Below are 20766 nucleotides of genomic sequence, written 5' to 3'. Positions count from 1 at the left end.
GCCCGGTGCGCGCTGTCCGACGAATCGGCAGCAAAATGATTCGCCGCGTCGTTTCGATAAATGCATTCAGGCCAGACTTTGAGGGGAAGCAGTGGGGATGTGCACTCACGGGCATAGCTGCTTTGCGCGCGTCGGTTGCGGCGCGCTTGATGACCGGACGATCTTGACGAAGCGGGGCCGCGCATGAAGCCGGCCGCGTCGCTGTTCGTCCTGTCGCTCGCCACGTTCGGCGCGTTCCACGCGGCCGCGCTGTCGGCCGCGCCCATGCCGGCTGCGGCCGCTTCGGCGACCGCCGGCAGCACGGCCGTGACGGCGCCCGCCAGCGGCGCGGCCGTGCCGAGCGTCGCCAGCACGGCGTCCGCCGGCCAGCCCGCGACGACCGTGCACCTGCCGTTCGCGTCGCTCGGCGCGTTCGATCCGGTCCACCTGCGCGGCGCCGACGACGCGCGCACGATCAATGCGGGCGTGCGGCTCGACCGCGTGGTCACCGGCGCGCGGCTGCGCCTGACTTACGCGTATTCGCCGGCGCTGGTCTTCCCGATGTCGCACCTGAAGGTGTCGATGAACGGCGAGGTGGTCGCGACCGTCCCGTTCGACGCGACGCGCGCGGGCCGTACGGTCACGCAGGATATCCCGATCGATCCACGCTACTTCTCCGATTTCAACCAGATCGGCCTGCGCCTGATCGCGCACTACTCGCTCGACCACTGCGAGGACCCGTCGAGCTCGGCGCTGTGGGCCGACGTGAGCCCGACGAGCGAACTGATCCTCGACGAGTCGCCGGTGCGCCTGCCGAACGATCTCGCGCTGCTGCCCGCGCCGTTCTTCGACCGGCGCGACAACGGGCTCCTGCGGCTGCCGTTCGTGCTGCCGGCGTCGCCCGACTCGGCGACGCTGCGCAGCGCCGGCGTGCTCGCGTCGTGGTTCGGCGCGCAGGCCGACTACCGGCAGGCGCGCTTCCCGGTTGCGGCGACGCTCCCGGCCGACGACCAGGCGGTCGTGGTCGGCACGGCCGCGACCTTGCCGGTCGGCCTCGCGCTGCCGTCGGTCAATGGCCCGCTGCTCGCCGTCGCCGACAACCCGGCCGCGCCGGGCCGCAAGCTGCTGATCGTGACGGGCCGCACGGCCGCCGAGGTCGACGACGCGGTCGCGGCGCTCGTGCTCGGCCGCGCGGCGCTGTCGGGCCCGGCGGCGACGGTCGCGCACGTGGATCTCGGCGCACCGCGCAAGCCGTACGACGCACCGCGCTGGCTGCCGGTGAACCGGCCGATCACGTTCCGCGAATTGGTGTCGGATCCGCGCGAACTCGAAGTGCGCGGCACGTCGCCCGACGCGATCCGGCTGAACCTGCGCGTGCCGGCCGATCTGCATTCGTGGAACGGCTCGGGCGTGCCGATCACGCTGCGCTACCGCTACACGGCGCCGACCGTGCAGGACAATTCGACGCTCGCCGTCGAGATCAACGAACAGCTCGTGAAGTCGTACCGGCTCGGGCCGGCCCATGCGGAAGACGCGCGCGGGCGCATGCAGCTGCCGCTGCTGTCGGTGCCGGAAGGGCGCGTGACGAGCGATGTCGACATTCCGGCGTTCCGCGTCGGCAGCGGCAACCAGCTGCAGTTCCGCTTCACGCTCGATTCGCAGAAGACGGGGCTCTGCTCGAGCACCGCGACCGAGCCGCAGCGCGCGGCGATCGATCCGGATTCGACGATCGACTTCTCGCACTTCGTTCATTACGCGCAATTGCCGAACCTCGCGTTCTTCGCGAACAGCGGTTTCCCGTTCACGCGCTTCGCCGACCTGTCGCAGACGGCTGTCGTGATGCCGGACCGGCCGTCGCCGCAGGAGCTGGAAGCCTACCTGACGATGCTCGGCCACATGGGGCAGTGGACCGGCTTCCCGGCGCTGCGCGTCCAGGTCGCGCGGCCCGGCGACGTCGCCGCGCTCGCGGGCCGCAAGGACCTGCTCGTGATCGACGGCTCGCCTGCGTCGCCGCTGCTGTCGCACTGGCGCGCGGCGTTGCCGCTGTCGATCGACCAGCAGGCCGGCACGGGCGCGACGCGTGTCGCGTTCTCGGTGAAGGAGCGCTGGCGCAACGGCGTCGGCATGGCCGACGGCGGCGCGCATATCGAACAGACGGGATCGCTCGCGGCGCTGGCCGGGTTCGAGCTGCCGGGCAGCCATGGCCGCAGCGTCGTGGCGCTGACGGCGACCGACCAGACGCGTCTGGCCGATCTGCTCGACGTATTCGAGAAGCCGGGCCTCGTGTCGCAGCTGCAGGGCGACCTCGCGCTGGTTCGGCCGGGGCAGGTCGACAGCCTGCGCGTCGGCGAGCCGTACGTGGTCGGCTTCGTGCCGTGGTACGCGCGCGTCTGGACGCAAGCGGCGCGGCACCCGGTGGTGCTCGGCGCGGTTGGCGTCGTCGCGGGGCTGCTGCTCGCGCTCGGCGTGTTCAGCGTGCTGCAGAGAATCGCCGCGCGCCGACGGGGGATGTAACGGATGGCGTGGGCATTCGCAAGGCGACGGGCAACGCAGCCGGCGCGGCGGGTCGGCACGGCGCTCGTGCTGACCGCCGCGGCCGTGTGCGCGGCGACGGGGGCCGCCGGGCGCGCGCAGGCCGCGCAAGGCAGCGCGGCCGACGTGCGGTGCGGCGCGGCGTGGCCGCGCTGGGACGCGTTCAAGCGCGATTTCGTGTCGGCCGACGGCCGGGTGATCGACGTCGGATCGGCGGATTCGCGCACGGTATCGGAGGGGCAGGCGTATGGACTGTTCTTCGCGCTCGTCGCGAATGACCGGCACACGTTCGACACGATCCTCGCATGGACCGAGAACAACCTCGCGCAGGGCGACCTGAGCGCCCGTCTGCCGGCGTGGCTGTGGGGCCGCGCGCCGGACGGCGCGTGGCGCGTGCTCGACGCGAACGCGGCGTCCGATGCCGACCTGTGGATCGCGTACACGCTCGTCGAAGCCGGACGGCTGTGGCACGAGCGCAGCTATACGGCGCGCGGCGCACTGCTCGCGAAGCGCGTGCTCGACGACGAGACGGCCAGCGTTCCGGGCCTCGGCCTCACGCTGCTGCCCGGGCCGACCGGATTCAGGCTGGCCGATGGTCGATGGCGCGTGAACCCGAGCTATTCGCCGCCGCAGGTGATCCGCGGGCTCGCCGCGCGGCTGCCGGACGATCGCCGCTGGGCCGCGCTCGCGGCCAGCACCGGCCGCGTGCTGCTCGACACCGCGCCGAAGGGCTTTGCGCCGGACTGGGCGTTGTATCGCGCCGGCGCCGGCTTCGCGCCCGATCCGCAGACCCACGCGGAAAGCGCCTACAACGCGATACGCGTGTATTTGTGGGCCGGCATGCTCGATCGCGCCGATCCGCTCGCCGCGCCGCTGCTCGCGCGCTTCGCGCCGTTCGCCGATTACATCGCCGCGCATGGCGCGCCGCCGGAGAAGGTCGATACGACGACCGGCGTCGCGGGGCCGAACGACGGCAACGGCGGCTTCTCGGCGGCGGCCGTGCCGTTCCTCGACGCGCGCGGCCAGCATGCGCTCGCCGATGCGCAGGCGGCCCGTGTCGACGCGCTCGCGCGCCAGTCGGCGCCCGGCTACTACACGAGCGTGCTGACGCTGTTCGGCCTCGGCTGGCGCGAGGGCCGTTACCGGTTCGGCGCGGACGGGGCGCTCGATGCGCGCTGGGAGGGCCGTTCATGCGCGGCCCGATGAAGCAAAGCGCGCGGCGTGTCGCGGGGTTTGCGTGGCTCGCGTCGTCGGTCTCCGCGGCGGCGCCGGCCGCCGTCGCCGTCGCGGCGACGCAACCCGTCGCGCCGAATGCCGTGTCGGCGCCGGCCTCGGCCGCGTCACCCGACGCGCGGCGTCAGCTCGCGACCGCCCGCATGTGGGGTGCCAAGCATCGTGACGACCTCGCGCGCGATGCCCTGCGCAAAGGGCTCCTGATCGCGCCGGACGATCCCGAACTGCTCGCGGAACAGGTGCGCGTGCTGTTGCGGCTCGGCGATGCGCAAGGCGCGCAGGCCACGCTGGCGCGCCTGCAGGCGCGCGCGCCCGCGGCGCCCGACGCGCGCCGCGCGGCCGACGAATACCGCGTCGCGACGAGCGGCCGCGGCGAGATGGCGCAGATCCGCCTGCTCGCGCGCAGCGGCCGCGCCGACGAGGCGGCCCGCCGGATCGTCGCGCTGTTTCCGAACGGCGCGCCGTCCGGTGCGCTGGGCGCCGAGTATTACCAGATCGTCGCGAACGCGCCGGGCGGCCGCGAACCGGCGATCGCCGCGCTGCGCCGCGCGGTCGCGGCCGATCCGCAGGATTCCAACGCGGCGCTGGCACTCGCGCGGCTCCTGAACCAGCGCGACGACACGCGTGCGGAGGCGAACCGCATCGCGTGGTCGCTCGCGAAGCGGCCCGACGCCGATCATACGGAAGCGATGGCCGTGTGGCGGCGCGTGCTGCAGTCCGCCGGCACCGATCCCGCCTATCTCGACGCGTTGCATGCCTATCTCGGGCTCGTGCCGGACGACACCGAATTCCGCGATCGCGCCGCCGCGCTCGAGCGGCAGCGCGACGCGCAGCGGCTGCTCGAGCGCGATCCGGGCTACATCGCGCAACAGCGCGGCCTGCAGGCGCTCGCGCGCGGCGACCTGGCCGGCGCCGATCCGCTGCTCGCGCGCGCCGCGCAGGCGCGCGCCGGCGACGCCGATGCGGTCGGCGGACTCGGCCTGCTGCGCCTGCGCGAAGGCCGGCACGACGAAGCGCGCGCGCTGTTCACGCGCGCCGCGGCGCTGTCGACCGACCAGCGCGGCAAGTGGCAGAGCCTTGCGCGCACCGCGCAGTTCTGGGGGCTGATCGCGCAGGGGCGCGCGGCGGCGTCGGCCGGACGGCCGCAGGATGCCGAGCGCGCGGCGCGCGCCGCGCTCGCGATGCAGCCCGACAGCCCGGACGCGAAGCTCCAGCTTGCCGATGCGCTGCTCGCGCAGCGTGACTGGGCGCGCGCGGAGCCGTTGCTCCGCGAACTCCTCGCCGCACGTTCGCCGAATCTGACGGCGGTGCGCGGCACGGCGACGCTGTACGAGAACACCGGCCGCGCGGATCGCATCGGCCCGCTGCTCGATGCGCTGCAGAGCCGCGTGACGGGCCGCGACGACCGCCGCGCGCTCGATGGGCTGCGCGCCGACTTGCTCGCGAGCGAGGCGCGCGCGCTTGCGGACAAGGGCGATCGCGGGCCGGCCGCGCAACGCTACGAGGCGGCGGTGCGCGCGGCGCCCGATGCGCCGTGGACGCGTTTCGCGCTTGCGCGGCTGTATCGCGACATGGGGCTGCCGCAGCTCGGCCGCACGGTGATGGACGACGGGCTCGCGCAAAGCGACACGCCCGAGATGCGCTATGCGACCGCGCTGTATCGCAACTCGCTCGACGACATCGCGGGCGCACAGGCCGCGCTCGCGGGCGTCGACGATGCGCAACGTTCGGACGGCATGCGTGCGCTCGCACGCAAGCTCGACGCGGAAAATTCGCTGGCCGGCGCGCGCGGCGCGCTCGGCCGTGGCGATCGTGCGGCCTTCACCGCGTCGCTCGCGCATGCGCAGGCGAGCGCGCCGGACGATCCCGACATGCTGGCCGCGGTCGGCGCGCAGTGGATCGACGCGGGCGAACCCGAGCGCGGCCTCGCGCCGTTGCGCGACTGGATCGCCGCGCATCCGCGCGAGGCCGATCCCGACGTGCGGTTGCGCTACGGCGACCTGCTCGGCAGCGCGGGGCGCGACGACGCGCTCGCCGCGTGGCTCGACGCGCTGCGCCGCGAGCCGGCGCTGACGCCGGCACAGACCGCGCGGATCGAGGATCAGTCGCTGCGGCTCGTGCTGCGGCAGACGGACGACGCGATCGCGCAACGGGAATATGCGCGCGCCCGCGCGCTGCTCGATCGGGCGAGCCCGGCCGGCCGCGCGGACAAGCGCTACGCACTCGAACTGGCCGACCTCGAACGCGCGCAGGGCCGTTACGACGCGGCACGCGCCGCGCTCGCGCCGGTCGTCGCGCGCACGCCGGACGATGCCGATACGCAGCTCGCGCTCGCGCGTATCGACGAGGACAGCGGCCACCGCGCGGCCGCGCTCGCACGCGTGCAGGCCGTGCTCGCGCGCACGCCGGACGACGACGTCGATACGCGTCTGTCGGTCGCGCGCCGGCTGAACGCGCTGCGCCGCCCGGACGAAGCCGCGCAGGTGATCGACCCGCTGCAGGCCGCGTACCCGGCGCGTGCCGACGTGACGGTCGCGGCGGGGCGCGTGGCCGAGGCGCAGGGCCGCTACGACGATGCCGCATCGCTGTACCGGCTGTCGCTGTCGCAGGAGCGCACGAGCGGCGTGAGCCCGGGCCGCGACGGTCGCACGCCCGCGCAGGCCGCGTTCGCGGATCTCGCGCAGCGGCGCGATCCCGAGATCGAGATCGGCTGGCTGCCCGCGTACAAGTCGGGTGACGAAGGGATTTCCGCGTACCGCGCGCAGCAGGTGCCGATCTACATGCAGATGCCAGTGCGCTACGACGGGCATGCGTTCCTGCAGCTCGACACCGTGCATCTGGACGCCGGCACGCTCGATACGAGCGACCCGAATGCATATTCGCTGAAGACGTTCGGGACCTACGCGGCGCTCAACACGCCGATCGGGCTGCCCGCGCCGTTCGCCGCGAATCCGTCGGCCGCCGCGTCGATCGCGCATCCGCCGGGCGACCTGCATCAGCCGATGACGGGTGTCGCGCTCGGCGCCGGCTATCGCACGGATGCATGGCGCGTCGATCTCGGCACGTCGCCGCTCGGCTTTCCGGTGCATTACCTGGTCGGCGGCGTACGTTACCGATTCGACGCGGGGCCGGCGAGCTTCACCATAAACGCGTCGCGCCGGCCGGAGACGAGCAGCGTGCTGTCGTATGCGGGGATGCGCGACCCGTGGACCGGAGCCGTATGGGGCGGCGTGCGTCGCGATGGCGTGAACCTGCGCGCGGCGGTCGACGTCGGGCGCGTGAACCTGTTCGCCGAACTCGGCGCGGGCGTGCTGTCCGGCCGCAACGTCGAGCGCAACGCGGAAGTCACGCTGCGCTCCGGCTTCACGGTGCCCGTGTACGAACGCGCGACGATGAAGGTGAGCACGGGGCTCGTCGGCAATGCGTGGCACTACGCGCAGAACCTGCGTTTCTACACGTACGGGCAGGGCGGTTACTACAGCCCGCAGCGCTACCTGTCGCTCGGCGTGCCGATCGAATGGGCGGGGCGGCGCGACGCGCTGTCGTGGGATCTGACCGTCACGGCCGGGATCTCGAACAGCTACGAAAAGGATTCGCTGTTCTACCCGACCTTCGCGAACCAGCGCGCCGCGCAGGAGGCGGCGGGGCTCGTCTACACGGGCAGTTCGACGCGCGGCGTGTCGTTCTCGTACGGTGTGAACGGCATCGTCGAATATCGCGTGAATCCGCACCTGAGCGTCGGCGCGCAACTGCACGTCGACCGGTCGCACGACTATGCGCCGAGTTCGGCGCTCGTGTACCTGCGCTATGCGTTCGACGCACGCGCGGAGCGCAGTTGGCTCGTCACGCCGACGCCGGTGCGGCTTTATTCGGATTACTAGGGGCTGCTTGCATATGGAACGTACATGCGAATGCCCGAAATCGCCTGCAGGGCAAGAAGTGAGGAGCGCCGTTTGGCCGAGCCAAACAAGCGACGAGCGACGCCGCCATGCGGGCGATTTCGGGCGTTCCCCTGGAACGACTTTTTGGTTTGGGGTTGCCACGAGAACGGCCGCTCGCCGCGTTGCGCTCCTTGCGAATACGGCCAGTATTCGCGGCGTCCCACGCCTCGCGAGCGGCCGTTCTCGTGGCAACGCGTGTGCGTTCCATATGCAAGCAGACCCTGGGGGAAGCGCGTGAATACGGAAATCGATGCAACCCGTCCCGCGCTCGGCGCCGCCGGCCTGCTGGGCCGTCTGCGCGCGCTGCTGCGCACCGGGCCGGCCGGTGGCCGCGCCGGCCCGCTGAGCCGGCTCGCGATCGACGGGCTGCCCGATACGTGGACGCAGCTGGAAGCGGGCGGCCTCTACGCGATCTATGCCGCTGCCGGCACGCCGGCGTGCGACGCGCTGGTGTGGGAAAGCGCGCGGCAGTCGCGCACGCGCGACGTGACGGTCGTGCTGTCGCGCGACGCGTCGCGCGTCGCCGCGCAGATGGAGTCGCGCGGTTTCGCGGGCGGCGCGCAGCCGGCCGGCTGGCCGCGCAACCTGAACGTGTTGGCGATGCCGCCCGCGCACGAGCAGGCCGATGGCGATGCCGCGCGCGAACCCGCTGCGCCGCGCCGTGCGGCGGCCGGTCCGTTCGCGCGGCTCACGGGTGGCTTGCGCGCGATGAAGCGCTTCGGCTTTCGCGCGCGCTCGCTGTATTTCATCGAAGGCGCGCAGCGCTGGTTCAGCTGGGACGATCCGGCGGCACTCGCGGAAGAGGCACACGCGCTCGCCGACTGGTGCCGCACGCACCGGATCGCGCTGGTGCTGCTGGTCGATCCGGAGATCGTGCGCACCGGCGCCGACCTGGATACCGACGATCCGCCGCTCGTGCGCGATGCGAATCGCGCGCCGCGCAGCGGCTTTCACGGGGTGTGCTCGGGCGTCGCGCAGCTGCAGCGTACGCACGGCGAACTGCTGTGGGTTGTCGATTTCTGGCGCGCCGGCGACACGCTCGCGGCCGGTGAAGTGCGGCCGCTGCGTTTCGCGCCGAGCGGCCGGCTCGCGGCGATCGTCGACGGCGGCGCCGCCGAGCCGTCGCGCCGGATGAAGCTCGCGACCGACGAGGATCGCGTCGTCGTCAGCCGCGCGGTGCTCGACGAAACGAGCCGCGTACCCGCCGGCTGGGAAATCGTCGACGACAACGCGGCGGTCGTCGCCGCCTGTGCGCGTGCGCAGGCCGCGACCGCGGTTCTGGCGTTCCGCACGCACGCGCAGCTCGAGGCGCTGTGCGCGGCCGTTCACACACTGCGCCGGCAATCCGGCGGCGCACTGAAGATCGCCGTCGTCGAGCGCGGCGAGGTGCTGCGCCAGCAGTTCGAGATGCTCGTGCTGAGCGTCGGTGCAAACCGCGTCGTCGCGCGCGACCTGCCGGCGTCGCGGATTCACGCGGCCGTGAACGCGCTGCGCGGACAGCTCTATGCGCGGCCCGTCGCGGCCGACTATCGTGCGGCGCTCGCGGCCGCGCTCGGCGATTCGGTGCTGGGCTATCTGCCGGTCGGCGCCTTCTGCCTGCGGATTCGCGCGGTGCTCGATCGCGGCGCCGTGCTGGCGTTGCCGCATACGCTCGCGAAGATCGCGTTGCTGCCCGGCATGTCGCACGTCGATGCGCTGCGGCACTGTCGGCCGCGCCGCGCGGGCGACGTCGTGACCGCCGATGCCGGACACCTGTACGTGTTCCTGTTCGCGTGCGAGCCGGCCGATGCCGATGACGCGCTTGCGCGAATCTTCGACGTGCCGGTCGACACGCTGTCCGATCGCGTCGTGTGTCTCGGGCAGGGCAGTATCGACACCGAGCTCGATGCGCTGAAGGCCGAGAACCGGCGCGCGCCGATCGCCGACTACAGCGACCTGTTCGCGACGGCGAAACCGGCCGGTGCGGCGCGCGCGCCGATCGAACGCGCGGAGGATGTCGCGCCGCTCGCCGAACCGGACGCTGAAGTCGCAGCGGCCGGGACGGTCGACGCGCATGCCGATGCGACGCCGCACGCCGGCGATGCAGCGCCGGCCGCCGATGCACGGGCACCGTCCGCCGAATTTCCCGTCGCGCGCACGCGCGGCGCCGTCCGCAGCGCGATGCCGCTGCGCAAGCAGGAGGGCGCATGATCGCCGAACTCGTCATCGGATTCGTCGTCGGCATCGCGATCGCGGTGCCGGTGTGGATCGTCGCGCAGCACCTGGGTCTCGGCCGCGGTTTTCATGCGCCGCGCGGGTTGCACCGGCGCGACGCGGTGCCGTGCGAACTCGTGCCGGTCGCGCTGCGCGGGCGCCTGCTGCCCGAAGCCGGCCGTACCGGCGAGGCCGCGTCATGAAGACGATTGCCGTCACGTCGACGACCGGCGGCGCGGGCCGCACGACGCTCGCCGCCGCGCTCGCGGTGCTGCTCGCGCGCCGCGGCCGGCCGGTCGTCGCGGTCGAGTTCGACGCGCAGAACCTGATGGGCGCGACGCTCGGTCTCGACACGCTGGCCGAGCACGGGCTCGCGCACAGCCTGCTCGGTGACGCCGGCGACGCCGCGCCATGGCACGCGCATACGTGGCGCAATGCCGACGGCGTGCTGTTCGTGCCGTATGGCCAGGTCGACGCAGCGGGCGCCGCCGCCTGCGATGCGCGGCTCGCGGCCGATCCGGCCTGGCTGTCGCGCGCGCTCGACGAGATCGCGCTGCCGGCAGACGGCGTCGTGCTGGTCGACACCGCGCGCTATCCGTCGCCGCAGGCCGAACAGGCGATTCGCCGTGCCGACCTGACGCTCGTCGTCGTGCCGCCCGAACCGGCCGCGTGCGCGACGGTCGCCGCGCGCCTCGACGCGCTGCGGGCCGGCGGCGGCGACCTGCGGATCGTCGTGAACCGGCTGAACCCGGCGCGCGACATGCAGCGCGATGCGCTCGCGATGCTGCGCGCGGTCGCGGGGCCGGCGTCGATGCTCGAACAGCGGATTCACGTCGATGCGGCCGTGCCCGAGACGCTCGCGCGCGGCACCTGGATCTTCGACGACGCGCCGTATTCGCAGGCGGCGCACGACCTCAACGGTGTCGCCAACTGGGTGGATACGTGGCTCGCGGCGGCCGCGGCCGGCCGCACGGGAGCGCGGCAATGAAGGCCGCGTTCGCGTCGCGCTGGCGCGCCGCAGCTCAGCGTGCGATCGACTGGTGCGCGCGCGGGATCGGGTTGCCGGCCCAGCGCACGCTGCTCGACTGGCTCGTGCGGCTGTTCTTCCATGCACCGCCGCCCGGCCGGCCCGATCCCGTGCGCCGCCGGGCGCGCGTTGCCTTCCTGTGGCTCGCGCAGGAGTGGGGCGTGCTGCAGCCGCTGAGCCCGCGCGAATGGTTGTGGCGCGCGATCGTGCGCGCGCCGCGCCCGGCCGACGAGCGGCCCGCGCGCGATCCGCTCGCATGGTTCGACACGTTCGTCGTGCCGGTCTACGTCGCGGCGCGCGCGCTCGGCGCCCGCCTCGACGCGCTGCTCGGGCGCCTGCCGTGGGCGCGCTGGGGCGGCTGGCTCGACGCGCGCGCGCACGGCGTCGGCCGGCACCGCTGGCTCGCGCCGCTGCTGCTGATCGCCGGTGCGCTGATGTGGGCCGCGGCGGGTATGTCGCCGCTGATGCCCGGCGCGCAGTTCGCGTTCTTCGCGATCGTCGCGGTGCTGGCGCTGGCGCTGCGCCGCCTGCCGGGCCATCTGCCGACGCTCGCGCTGGCGTCGCTCGCGCTGCTCGCCACGGTTCGCTACGTATGGTGGCGCACGACCCAGACGCTCGATTTCCGCAGCCCCGTCGAGGCGTTTGCCGGCTACCTGTTGTACGGTGCCGAAGCCTACACGTGGATGATCCTTCTGCTCGGCTTCATCCAGACCGCATGGCCGCTCGACCGGCCGATCGTGCCGTTGCCCGACGATCCCGACAGCTGGCCGAGCGTCGACATTTATATCCCGACCTACAACGAGCCGCTGTCAGTCGTGAAGCCGACCGTGTTCGCGTCGCAGAGCATCGACTGGCCGACCGCCAAGCTGCGCGTGTACCTGCTCGACGATGGCCGCCGCCCCGAGTTCGAGGCGTTCGCGCGGGAAGCGGGAATCGGCTACCTGACGCGCGACGACAATCGCCACGCGAAGGCCGGCAACATCAACCGCGCGCTGCCGAAGACGCACGGCGAATACATCGCGATCTTCGACTGCGATCACGTGCCGACGCGCTCGTTCCTGCAGACCACGATGGGCGTGTTCCTGCGCGACCCGAAATGCGCGCTGGTGCAGACGCCGCACCATTTCTTCTCGCCCGATCCGTTCGAGCGCAACCTCGGCACGTTCCGCGAGATCCCGAACGAGGGCAACCTGTTCTACGGGCTCGTGCAGTCGGGCAACGACCTGTGGAACGCGACGTTCTTCTGCGGATCGTGCGCGGTGCTCAAGCGCAGCGCGCTGGAAGAGGTGGGCGGCGTCGCCGTCGAGACGGTCACCGAGGACGCGCACACCGCGCTCAAGCTGCATCGCCGCGGCTACACGTCGGCTTACCTGCCGACCGTGCAGGCGGCCGGCCTCGCGACCGAGAGCCTCGCGGGCCACGTGAAGCAGCGCACGCGCTGGGCGCGCGGGATGGCGCAGATCTTCCGCATCGACAATCCGTTCCTCGGGCGCGGGCTCGGCTTCATCCAGCGGATCTGCTACGGCAATGCGATGCTGCATTTCTTCTACGGGATCCCGCGGCTCGTGTTCCTGACGATCCCGCTCGCCTACCTGTTCTTCCACCTGTACTTCATCAATGCGTCGTCGATCGCGCTCGCGAGCTACGTGATCCCGTACCTGGTGCTCGCGAACGTCGCGAATTCGCGGATGCAGGGGCGTTATCGCCATTCGTTCTGGGCCGAGGTCTATGAATCGGTGCTCGCGTGGTACATCGCGCTGCCGACCACCGTCGCGTTCTTCAGCCCGAAGCACGGCAAGTTCAACGTGACCGACAAGGGCGGCAAGATCGACGAAGGCTACGTCGACTGGTCGACGTCGAAGCCGTACCTCGTGCTGTTCGCGCTGAACGTGCTCGCGATCGCGGCCGGCCTGTGGCGGCTCGTGGCCGATCAGGGCGACGAGGCGTCGACGATCCTGATCACGCTCGGCTGGACCGTCTACAACCTCGCGATGCTCGGCGCCGCGCTGGCCGTCGCGCGCGAGACCAAACAGGTGCGCGTCACGCACCGGATCGCGATGCGTGTGCCGGCGACGCTGCTGCTCGCCGACGGGTCGACGGCCGCTTGCTTCACGAGCGACTACTCGACCGGCGGCCTCGGCCTCGAAGCGGTGCCGGGGCTGTCGCTCGCCGTCGGCGACACGCTGACGGTGTGCGTGACGCGTGGCGACCGGCCGTTCCCGTTCCCGGTGCGCGTGAGCCGCGTGACGCCGACGCACGTCGGCGTGAGCTTCGACGCGCTGACGCTCGAGCAGGAGCGCCAGCTCGTGCAGTGCACGTTCGGCCGCGCGGACGCGTGGCTCGACTGGCACGCCAGCGCGCGCGCGGACACGCCGCTGCGCGGGCTGAAGGAAGTGCTGCGCGTGGGCCTGGACGGTTACGTACGAATGTGGAAGGGCGCGGCGCGCGGCGTGCAGTCGATGCTGGCGCCGAAGCTCGATCGGGCGCGCGACTGACGCGGCGCCCATCACGGAGTGGTTTAGATGACGTTCTGGAATCTGTATTTCATCCTGAAGTTCGCGCTGTTCGCGACCGGCCACCTGCAGCCGCTGTGGCTCGCGAACCTCGCGTTCGCGCTGGCGCTCGCGGCGAGCGCGCCGATCCGGCGGCGCGCGTGGCGCATCGTGCGGCAGCTCGTCGCGATCGCGATCGCGGTGCCGCTCCTCGCGCGCGAAATGCATGCGCCGCCGCTCGCGCGCCTCGCCGAAGTCGCGCGCGAAGTCGGCACGTTTCGCCTCGACTACTGGATGGAGTTGCTGCCGCGCCTGTTGCCGCCCGTGCTGGTGCTGACGGTCGCGGGCGTGCTGATCGTCTATTTCGTCGTCAATCGCTGGGTACGTGTTGCGACCTTCGTGCTCGCCGTGCTGATCGTGATGCCGCTGTGGCAGGCCGGTAACGGGCTGATGGCGCGCGTTGCCGCGCCGCTTCCGCAGGCCAACGCGACGGGTGCGCGCGCGGGTCAGCCCGAGGATCACAACGCGGCACTCGCGACGTTCCGCGCGCAGGAATCGCAGCGCCAGGTCGCGTTCGGTCATCTCGGCAACGACCCGGCCGCGCAGTTCGACGTGATCGTGCTGCACGTCTGCTCGCTGTCGTGGGACGACCTCGACGCCGCGAAGGTACGCAACCACCCGATGCTGAGTCACTTCGACTACCTGTTCAACAATTTCAGCACGGCCGCGAGCTACAGCGGCCCGGCCGCGATCCGCGTGCTGCGCGCGAGCTGCGGGCAGGAAGCGCATGCGGACCTGTACAAACCGGCGCCGCAGCAGTGCCATCTGTTCTCGCAACTCGCGTCCGCCGGCTACACGGTTCAGTCGCTGCTGAACCACGACGGCCACTTCGACAACTTCCTGCAGGTCATTCACGACAATATCGGCGTGCCCGACGCGCCGATGATCTCGAACGCCGCCGCCCCGGTCGCGATGCATGCGTTCGACGGCTCGGCGATCAAGGACGATTACGGCACGCTCGCGAACTGGTACGCGCAGCGCGCATCGGTGCCGGGCCCGGTCGCGCTGTACTACAACACGATCAGCCTGCACGACGGCAACCGCGTGGTGGGCAGTGCGCTGACCAGCATCGATTCGTATCCGCAGCGCGCGACCAAGCTGATGAACGACTTCGACAGGCTCGCCGACCTGATCGCGCAGTCGGGCCGGCGCGCGGTGATCGTGTTCGTGCCCGAGCACGGCGCCGCGCTGCGCGGCGACAAGAACCAGGTCGCGGGCCTGCGCGAGATTCCGACGCCGCGCATCGTTCACGGGCCGGTCGGCGTGCGGCTCGTCGGCTTCACCGGCAATCACGGCACGACGACGGTGATCGACCAGCCGACGAGCTTTCTCGCGCTCGCGCAGCTGCTGTCGAACCTCGTGTCGAACAGCCCGTTCAAGCCGGGCGTGACACTTGCACAATATGCGGCCGACCTGCCGCGCACGCGGATGGTCGGCGAGAACGAAGGCACGGTGACGATACAGACGAGCGCCGGCTATGCGGTCAAGACTCCGGACGGCGTATGGATCGACGAACAGTAAACATCGGTGAAGGCGACGACGATCGCCTGTCGCAACCGAACGACGTGCTCGGCCTCGCGCGGCACTTGCCCGCGCTGGACCCGGCCCGTTACGTCGACGAGCAGGCGCGGCGCGCGTTCGTCGAATCGCTCGACCGCTGGCCGGTGCTCGCGAAGCTGATGGGATTGAAGCGGTAAACGCAACGCGGCCGGCGTGAATGCCGGCCGCGTTGCATCGATGATGCCGACTGCAGCCGGCTTACTGCGCGCGGCGCGCCGGCTGGCGCGTCCACTCGTTTTCCTCGCCCGGCACCTTGCCGAAGGTCTGCGCGGCCCACGCGTCGCGGGCCGCCTCGATTTTCGCGCGCTCGCTCGACACGAAATTCCATTCGATGAACCGCTCGCCCGGCAGGTGCGCGCCGCCGAGCAGCATCACGCGCGCGCCGTTCTCGCTGGCGAGCGCGCCGTTCGCGCCGGGTTCGAGCACGGCCATCGTCGCCGGTGCGAGCGGCGTGCCGTCGATCGTGAGGTCGCCGTCGACGAGATACACGCCGCGCTCGTCGTGTTCCGCATCGAGCGCGAGTTGCCCGCCCGCGGCGAATTCCGCATACGCATAGAGCGTCGGCGAGAACACGGCGACCGGCGACGTGAGCCCGAATGCGGTGCCCGCGATCACGCGCACGCTCGCGCCGTCGCGCGTGAACGACGGCAGCGTGTCGGCCGCGTGATGCACGAACGCGGGCGCGGTGTCCTCGTGCTCGACCGGCAGCGCGACCCAGGTCTGGATTCCATGCACGGGCTGTTCATGCGGGCGGTCCTCGTCGGGCGAGCGCTCCGAGTGGACGATGCCGCGCCCGGCCGTCATCCAGTTCACGTCGCCGGGCACGATCTTCTGCCGGAAGCCGAGGCTGTCGTGATGCATCAGTGTGCCGTCGAACAGGTAGGTGACGGTCGCGAGGCCGATGTGCGGATGCGGCAACACGTCGATTCCGCTGCCGGCCGGCAGCACGGCCGGCCCCATTTCGTCGAAGAAGATGAACGGCCCGACGAGGCGCGCGGCGCGCGCGGGCAGCACGCGGCGCACGACGAGGTTGCCGATGTCGCTCTCGCGCGGCGTGAGCAGGGTCTTGATCGATGCGGACATGGTGGGTTTCTCGGTGTCGGTGAGTCAGGCGATGGCCGTATCGATCGTGACCGGATGCGTGAGGATCTTGTGCACCGGGCACGCGTTCGCGATCTGCAGCAGGCGCTCGCGCTGCTCGTCGGTCAGATCGCCGTCGAGCGTGATGCGGCGCATGATCGTGCTGCCCGCGCTGCCCGATTCGTGCGCGAGCTTCACGTGGACTTCGGCGAGCGGCCAGCCCTTGCGTTGCGCATACATCTTCAGCGTGATCGCGGTGCAGGCGCCGAGGCTCGACAGCAGCAGCGCGACGGGCGTCGGTGCGGTATCGCCGCCGCCGAGCGACGCCGGTTCGTCGGCGCGCCACTGATGCACGCCGTCGGTGAAATGGACCAGGTAATCGACGGAGCTGATGCTCGCTTCGACGGTCAGTTCGCTCATTGCAATTCCATGTGGGGAAGGGGGGCGGGCCGGCCGGGCATGGCCGGGCCGGCGAGGTGTTACGGTTCGAGCAGGCGCTGCAGCCGCAGTTCCTCGAAATCCAGCTCGGATTCTATGCGGTGCAGCGCCGCGTCGTCGACCCGGCCGTCGCGATGCAGCTCGAGTAGCGCGTCGCGCGACACGCCGACCAGTTCCAGCTCGACGCGCAGCATCCGCGCGCGCACGTCCGCCGGTTCGGCGCCGTCGCGGTGCGCGCGTTCGTTGAACGCGACGCGGCTGCGGTATTCGGTCAGCAGCCGGTCGAGCGATGCGCGTTCGAGGCCCGAGCCGCGCTGTTCGCGAGCATCGAGCTCGGCGAGCGCCGCACCGAACGTGTAGGCGCGCACCGCATGCTCGGACATCGTGTGCCGCGCGGCCGGGCGCAGCTTCAGCACGCGGATCAGCGGCGCGAGCGTGCCGCCTTGTACGACCAGCGTCGCGATGATCAGCAGGAACGTGCTGAACAGGATCAGGTCGCGGCCGGGGAAGTTGTTCGGCAGCGCGATCGCGGCCGCGAGGCTCACGACGCCGCGCATGCCGGACCAGCCGAGCACGACGGCCTCGCGCCACGACCACGGCGCGTGGCCCGCGCGCGGCGCGCGCAGGCGTCCCGGCAGCCACATCGCGACGAACACCCAGACGACGCGCGCGGCGATCGCGGCGGCCGTCGCCGGCAGCGCGACACGCAGGCCGGCCATCAGCACCGCGCCTTCGTGGTTCACGCGCGCGAGGATCGCGTGCAGCGCGAGGCCGATCAGGATGAACACGAGCGCGTCGAGCACGAACACGATCGCTTCCCAGGTCGCCTTCGCCTTGATCCGCATGTCGGCGTCGAACACGCGATGCTGGCGCACGCCGAGCACGAGGCCGCACGTCACGACCGACAGCACGCCCGAGCCATGCACGGCTTCCGCGATCCCGTAGCTGCCCCACGCCATCGCGAAGGTCACGACGATGCCGAGCATCGGCTCGCGCAGGCGCTGCAGCACCCAGCACATCGCATGACCGCATGCGAGACCGACCGCGATGCCGATCAGCGTGAGCGAGAAGAACAGGCCGGTGGCGCTCGCGGTCGTGATCGTGACGGCGAGCGCGGCCGACACGGCCATCTGATACAGCAGCAGGCCCGACGCATCGTTGACGAGGCTTTCGCCTTCGAGCACCGCGACGAGCCGGGCGGGCAGCGGATGGCGCTGCAGGATCGCCTTCGCGGCGACCGCGTCGGGCGGCGACACGATCGCGCCGAGCGTGAAGCACGCCGCCCACGGCAGCGCCGGATTGACCGCATGCACGGCGAGCGCGACCGCGACCGTCGTGAACGCCACCGCGCCGAGCGCGAGCGACGCGATCGACCCGAGCTCGTGCCGGAATTCCTTCCACGCCGTATAGAAACCGCTCGACATCAGCAGCGGCGGCAACACGGCGGCAAGCAGCAGCGCCGGGTCCATGTCGGGCACGCGCTTGCCGGCGACGGCTACCACGCAGCCGCCGAGCAGCAGCACGACGGCCGGTGGAATCGAGATCCGCTCCGCAAGCCACGTGAGCGCGCCCGCGCCGCAGATCAACAGCAGCAGGTAATGAAACAGTTCGACGTTGGTCATGAGCCTTGCATCACGACGGTTTGCGGTCGTTCGTGGCACCGCCCGGCAGCGCGCCGAACATGTGCTGGCTGCATTGCGCATCGCGCCACGCGGTATTCAGCCGGTAGCCCGAAAGCATCCGGCGCGCGAGGGGCAGGATCTGTTCGCCGGCCAGCATGCCGAGCAGGCCGAGGAGCGCGATGATCGGCGGTGCCGGCGAATTCACGCCGAGCGCGCCGTAGATGACGCCGGCGAGGATGCCTGCGAACAGCGACAGAAAATACGGTTTCATGACGAAAATCGCTCCGTGATAGGCTGATCGGGGGCGAAGGGCGCGCCTTCAACGTGCTGGAAGCGTATCGGGTTTACGTGTGGAACAAAAGGGCGGATAGCCCTCTGAGAGCCTGCTCTTTCGGAATTCGATCGATTCCATTTCTTGGATGTTCGAGCCACGGCTTTTCCGATTAAATGGCTGCAACCGGAAGACGCAGATCCGGGGTAACGCACTGTCGGCTCCTCCCGGTTCCCGATCGAGGCAAGCCTCAAACGTTTCCTGTCCCAAGGATGATTCGCGCCATGAGCAACCCGAAGCTTGAAGTCCTCACTCCCCAGAACAGCCAGTTGATCTTCATCGACCAGCAGCCGCAGATGGCATTCGGCGTGCAGTCGATCGATCGCCAGACGTTGAGGAACAACGTCGTCGGGCTGGCCAAGGCCGCGAAGGCATTCAACATCCCGACCACGATCACGACCGTCGAAAGCGACAGTTTCTCGGGTTACACCTACCCCGAACTGCTCGACGTGTTTCCGGAACAGAAGACGCTCGAACGCACGTCGATGAACTCGTGGGACGACCAGAAGGTGCGCGACGCGCTGGCCGCGAACGGGCGGAAGAAGGTCATCGTGTCGGGCCTGTGGACGGAAGTCTGCAATACGACGTTCGCGCTCAGCGCGATGCTCGAAGGTGACTACGAAATCTACATGGTGGCCGACGCATCGGGCGGCACGTCGAAGGACGCGCACGATTTCGCGATGCAGCGGATGATCCAGGCCGGCGTCGTGCCCGTCACCTGGCAGCAGGTCGCGCTCGAGTGGCAGCGCGACTGGGCGCGCCGCGACACCTACGACGCCGTGATGGCGGTCGCGAAGGAGCATTCGGGCGCGTACGGCATGGGCGTCGACTACGCGTACACGATGGTCCACAAGGCCGCGCAGCGCACCGCGACGCCGCACGAGTCGATTCCGGCCGTCCCGGCGAAGTAACGGGCACGGGCCGCCCGTTCAGACGGGCGGCAGTGCCCACGGCGCGTGCGACAGATGTTCGACGAGGAACTCGAGCAGCGCCGTCACGCGCGCGGCACGCAGCATGCCGGGCGGCGTGACGAGATTGACGTTGATGTCGGCGATTTTCCAGTCGTGCATGACTTCCTCGAGCTCGCCGCTTTGCAGCGCATCCCACACCAGGAACGTCGGCTGCAGCGCGAGACCGTGGCCTGCCAGAAGCGCGGGGCCGATGACGTCGGCGTTGTTGGTGCGGACGCGGCCGCGCACGGGTATGCCGATTTCATCGTTCGACGCCGTGTGGCGAAAGCGCCAGTAGTCGGGCGTCGGGATGTTCGTGTAGGTCAGGCACACGTGCTGGTCGAGTTCGCTCGGATGGGTTGGCCGGCCATGCCGATCGAGATACGCGGGCGATGCGACGAGCGGCCGTCGCACCGCGCACAGACGACGCGCGCGCAGCGAGGAATCGCTCAGCTCGGCGATCCGGATCGCGACATCGAAACCGCCCGAGACGATGTCGACGAAATGGTCGGTCAGCACGAGATCGATGTCGACGCGCGGGTGGCGTTCGAGAAACGCGGGCAGCACCGGCGCCAGGTGGTGCAGCCCGAACGACATCGGCGCGTTCACGCGCACGAGGCCATGCGGTTCGAGCGCGTGCGCGGATGCCTCGTCCTCGATCAGCTCGGCGTCGGCGAGCAGCCGGATCGCGCGATCGCGCAGCAGTTCGCCGGTCGGCGTGAGCGACAGCTTGCGCGACGTGCGGTACAGCAGCATCGCGCCGAGCCGCTTTTCGAGGCGTGCGATCGCTTTCGACACGGTCGGTTGCGAGATGCCGAGCAGATCGGCAGCCTTGGCGAACGAACCGGTCTCGGCGACGCGCGCGAAGATGGCCCAGGCTTCGAGATCGGGAAGATGTTGCATGGCGGGAGAGCGTGGCGGCGAAGTGAAGCGAACGGGGCGGAAACGGTTCGGGCTGTCGGCGCAAGGCGCCCGGGCGGCAATGCGGCACATTCTAATTCAGTCGGGAAGGGCGTATGGAATCGTATCTGGCTTCATTGGGCGCCGGCGTGTTGATCGGCGTGGTGTACAGCGTGATCAAGGTGCGCTCGCCCGCACCGCCGCTGATCGCGCTGGTCGGGCTGGCCGGCATGCTGATCGGCGTGGCGGCCGTCGCACCGGTCCGTCACTGGCTCGGTTTCTGATTGCATCGAGGACATATTGATGAGCACGACCGACACTCAACCGGATCTGATCCTGCACAACGGGCGCATCACGACCCTCGACCGCACGAACCCCGTCGCGACCTCCGTCGCGATCAAGGACGGCCGCTTCGTCGCGGTCGGCCA

At 70.8% G+C, this 20766-nt stretch carries 16 protein-coding genes; 11 read left to right on the top strand and 5 right to left on the bottom strand.

Going from position 1 to position 20766, the window contains the following annotated elements:
* Positions 1 to 183: 183 nt before the first annotated feature.
* From bcsB to ACV22W_RS29965, 9 genes are all read left to right on the top strand, one after another.
* Positions 184 to 2493, top strand: a complete 2310-nt coding sequence (bcsB, locus tag ACV22W_RS30005) for a cellulose biosynthesis cyclic di-GMP-binding regulatory protein BcsB (RefSeq protein ID WP_448023036.1) — start codon at positions 184 to 186, stop codon at positions 2491 to 2493.
* A gap of 3 nt (positions 2494 to 2496) precedes the next feature.
* Positions 2497 to 3717 carry a cellulose synthase complex periplasmic endoglucanase BcsZ gene (gene bcsZ, locus ACV22W_RS30000; protein ID WP_448023035.1) on the top strand — a complete coding sequence of 407 codons (1221 nt, stop codon included), beginning with the start codon at positions 2497 to 2499 and terminating at the stop codon, positions 3715 to 3717.
* Positions 3702 to 7625, top strand: a complete 3924-nt coding sequence (locus ACV22W_RS29995; protein ID WP_448023034.1) for a cellulose synthase subunit BcsC-related outer membrane protein — start codon at positions 3702 to 3704, stop codon at positions 7623 to 7625. Before bcsZ ends, ACV22W_RS29995 begins: the two co-directional genes overlap by 16 nt.
* 294 nt (positions 7626 to 7919) lie before the next feature.
* On the top strand, positions 7920 to 9875 hold the full coding sequence (gene bcsE / locus ACV22W_RS29990; RefSeq protein ID WP_448023033.1) for a cellulose biosynthesis protein BcsE: 1956 nt from the start codon (positions 7920 to 7922) through the stop codon (positions 9873 to 9875).
* Positions 9872 to 10081: a hypothetical protein gene (locus ACV22W_RS29985; RefSeq protein ID WP_448023032.1), complete on the top strand. Its 210-nt coding sequence runs from the start codon at positions 9872 to 9874 to the stop codon at positions 10079 to 10081. Before bcsE ends, ACV22W_RS29985 begins: the two co-directional genes overlap by 4 nt.
* Entirely contained in the window at positions 10078 to 10866 is a 789-nt protein-coding gene (bcsQ, locus tag ACV22W_RS29980) for a cellulose biosynthesis protein BcsQ (protein ID WP_448023031.1), read from the top strand. Before ACV22W_RS29985 ends, bcsQ begins: the two co-directional genes overlap by 4 nt.
* A complete protein-coding gene (gene bcsA, locus ACV22W_RS29975; RefSeq protein WP_448023030.1) occupies positions 10863 to 13400 on the top strand; it encodes a UDP-forming cellulose synthase catalytic subunit in 2538 nt (845 codons plus the stop codon). Before bcsQ ends, bcsA begins: the two co-directional genes overlap by 4 nt.
* Positions 13401 to 13427: 27 nt before the next feature.
* Complete coding sequence (bcsG, locus tag ACV22W_RS29970; RefSeq protein ID WP_448023029.1) at positions 13428 to 14978, top strand: cellulose biosynthesis protein BcsG; 1551 nt, start codon at positions 13428 to 13430, stop codon at positions 14976 to 14978.
* Positions 14960 to 15154, top strand: coding sequence for a hypothetical protein (locus ACV22W_RS29965; protein WP_059691215.1), 195 nt, complete (start codon positions 14960 to 14962; stop codon positions 15152 to 15154). Before bcsG ends, ACV22W_RS29965 begins: the two co-directional genes overlap by 19 nt.
* A 61-nt stretch (positions 15155 to 15215) precedes the next feature.
* Here ACV22W_RS29965 and ACV22W_RS29960 read toward each other — a convergent pair whose 3' ends face one another.
* From ACV22W_RS29960 to ACV22W_RS29945, 4 genes are read right to left on the bottom strand one after another with little or no spacing between them, the layout of a single operon-like run.
* Complete coding sequence (locus ACV22W_RS29960) at positions 15216 to 16100, bottom strand: pirin family protein (protein ID WP_448023028.1); 885 nt, start codon at positions 16098 to 16100, stop codon at positions 15216 to 15218.
* A gap of 24 nt (positions 16101 to 16124) precedes the next feature.
* Positions 16125 to 16517, bottom strand: a complete 393-nt coding sequence (locus tag ACV22W_RS29955) for an OsmC family protein (RefSeq protein ID WP_448023027.1) — start codon at positions 16515 to 16517, stop codon at positions 16125 to 16127.
* A 59-nt stretch (positions 16518 to 16576) separates the two neighbouring features.
* Positions 16577 to 18157 (bottom strand): cation:proton antiporter, encoded by a 1581-nt coding sequence (locus tag ACV22W_RS29950; RefSeq protein WP_448023026.1) that lies wholly within the window; start codon positions 18155 to 18157, stop codon positions 16577 to 16579.
* A 10-nt stretch (positions 18158 to 18167) separates the two neighbouring features.
* Positions 18168 to 18428, bottom strand: coding sequence for a DUF1427 family protein (locus tag ACV22W_RS29945; protein ID WP_448023025.1), 261 nt, complete (start codon positions 18426 to 18428; stop codon positions 18168 to 18170).
* Between the two features lie 284 nt (positions 18429 to 18712).
* On the opposite strand from ACV22W_RS29945, the gene ACV22W_RS29940 reads away from it, so the two are divergent.
* A complete protein-coding gene (locus ACV22W_RS29940) occupies positions 18713 to 19399 on the top strand; it encodes a hydrolase (RefSeq protein WP_448023024.1) in 687 nt (228 codons plus the stop codon).
* A gap of 18 nt (positions 19400 to 19417) precedes the next feature.
* Here the strand turns inward: ACV22W_RS29940 and ACV22W_RS29935 are convergent, their stop codons facing one another.
* Positions 19418 to 20341: a LysR substrate-binding domain-containing protein gene (locus ACV22W_RS29935; RefSeq protein ID WP_448023023.1), complete on the bottom strand. Its 924-nt coding sequence runs from the start codon at positions 20339 to 20341 to the stop codon at positions 19418 to 19420.
* Between the two features lie 113 nt (positions 20342 to 20454).
* On the opposite strand from ACV22W_RS29935, the gene ACV22W_RS29930 reads away from it, so the two are divergent.
* Positions 20455 to 20622, top strand: a complete 168-nt coding sequence (locus ACV22W_RS29930) for a DUF1427 family protein (protein ID WP_059691222.1) — start codon at positions 20455 to 20457, stop codon at positions 20620 to 20622.
* Positions 20623 to 20766 lie beyond the last annotated feature (144 nt).

The organism is Burkholderia sp. AW49-1 (assembly GCF_053427845.1).
The sequence above is the reverse complement of the archived record's forward strand: the minus strand, read 5'-3'. Positions and strand labels throughout refer to the sequence as shown.

Excerpts from the sequence above, each read along its gene's own strand:
- ACV22W_RS29935 (WP_448023023.1), bottom strand. The coding sequence starts at position 20,341 with ATGCAACATCTTCCCGATCTCGAAGCCTGGGCCATCTTCGCGCGCGTC.
- ACV22W_RS29985 (WP_448023032.1), top strand. The coding sequence starts at position 9,872 with ATGATCGCCGAACTCGTCATCGGATTCGTCGTCGGCATCGCGATCGCG.
- bcsA (WP_448023030.1), top strand. The coding sequence starts at position 10,863 with ATGAAGGCCGCGTTCGCGTCGCGCTGGCGCGCCGCAGCTCAGCGTGCG.
- bcsZ (WP_448023035.1), top strand. The coding sequence starts at position 2,497 with ATGGCGTGGGCATTCGCAAGGCGACGGGCAACGCAGCCGGCGCGGCGG.
- ACV22W_RS29950 (WP_448023026.1), bottom strand. The coding sequence starts at position 18,157 with ATGACCAACGTCGAACTGTTTCATTACCTGCTGCTGTTGATCTGCGGC.
- ACV22W_RS29965 (WP_059691215.1), top strand. The coding sequence starts at position 14,960 with ATGGATCGACGAACAGTAAACATCGGTGAAGGCGACGACGATCGCCTG.
- ACV22W_RS29955 (WP_448023027.1), bottom strand. The coding sequence starts at position 16,517 with ATGAGCGAACTGACCGTCGAAGCGAGCATCAGCTCCGTCGATTACCTG.
- ACV22W_RS29995 (WP_448023034.1), top strand. The coding sequence starts at position 3,702 with ATGCGCGGCCCGATGAAGCAAAGCGCGCGGCGTGTCGCGGGGTTTGCG.
- ACV22W_RS29940 (WP_448023024.1), top strand. The coding sequence starts at position 18,713 with ATGAGCAACCCGAAGCTTGAAGTCCTCACTCCCCAGAACAGCCAGTTG.
- bcsQ (WP_448023031.1), top strand. The coding sequence starts at position 10,078 with ATGAAGACGATTGCCGTCACGTCGACGACCGGCGGCGCGGGCCGCACG.
- ACV22W_RS29960 (WP_448023028.1), bottom strand. The coding sequence starts at position 16,100 with ATGTCCGCATCGATCAAGACCCTGCTCACGCCGCGCGAGAGCGACATC.
- ACV22W_RS29945 (WP_448023025.1), bottom strand. The coding sequence starts at position 18,428 with ATGAAACCGTATTTTCTGTCGCTGTTCGCAGGCATCCTCGCCGGCGTC.
- bcsB (WP_448023036.1), top strand. The coding sequence starts at position 184 with ATGAAGCCGGCCGCGTCGCTGTTCGTCCTGTCGCTCGCCACGTTCGGC.
- bcsG (WP_448023029.1), top strand. The coding sequence starts at position 13,428 with ATGACGTTCTGGAATCTGTATTTCATCCTGAAGTTCGCGCTGTTCGCG.
- ACV22W_RS29930 (WP_059691222.1), top strand. The coding sequence starts at position 20,455 with ATGGAATCGTATCTGGCTTCATTGGGCGCCGGCGTGTTGATCGGCGTG.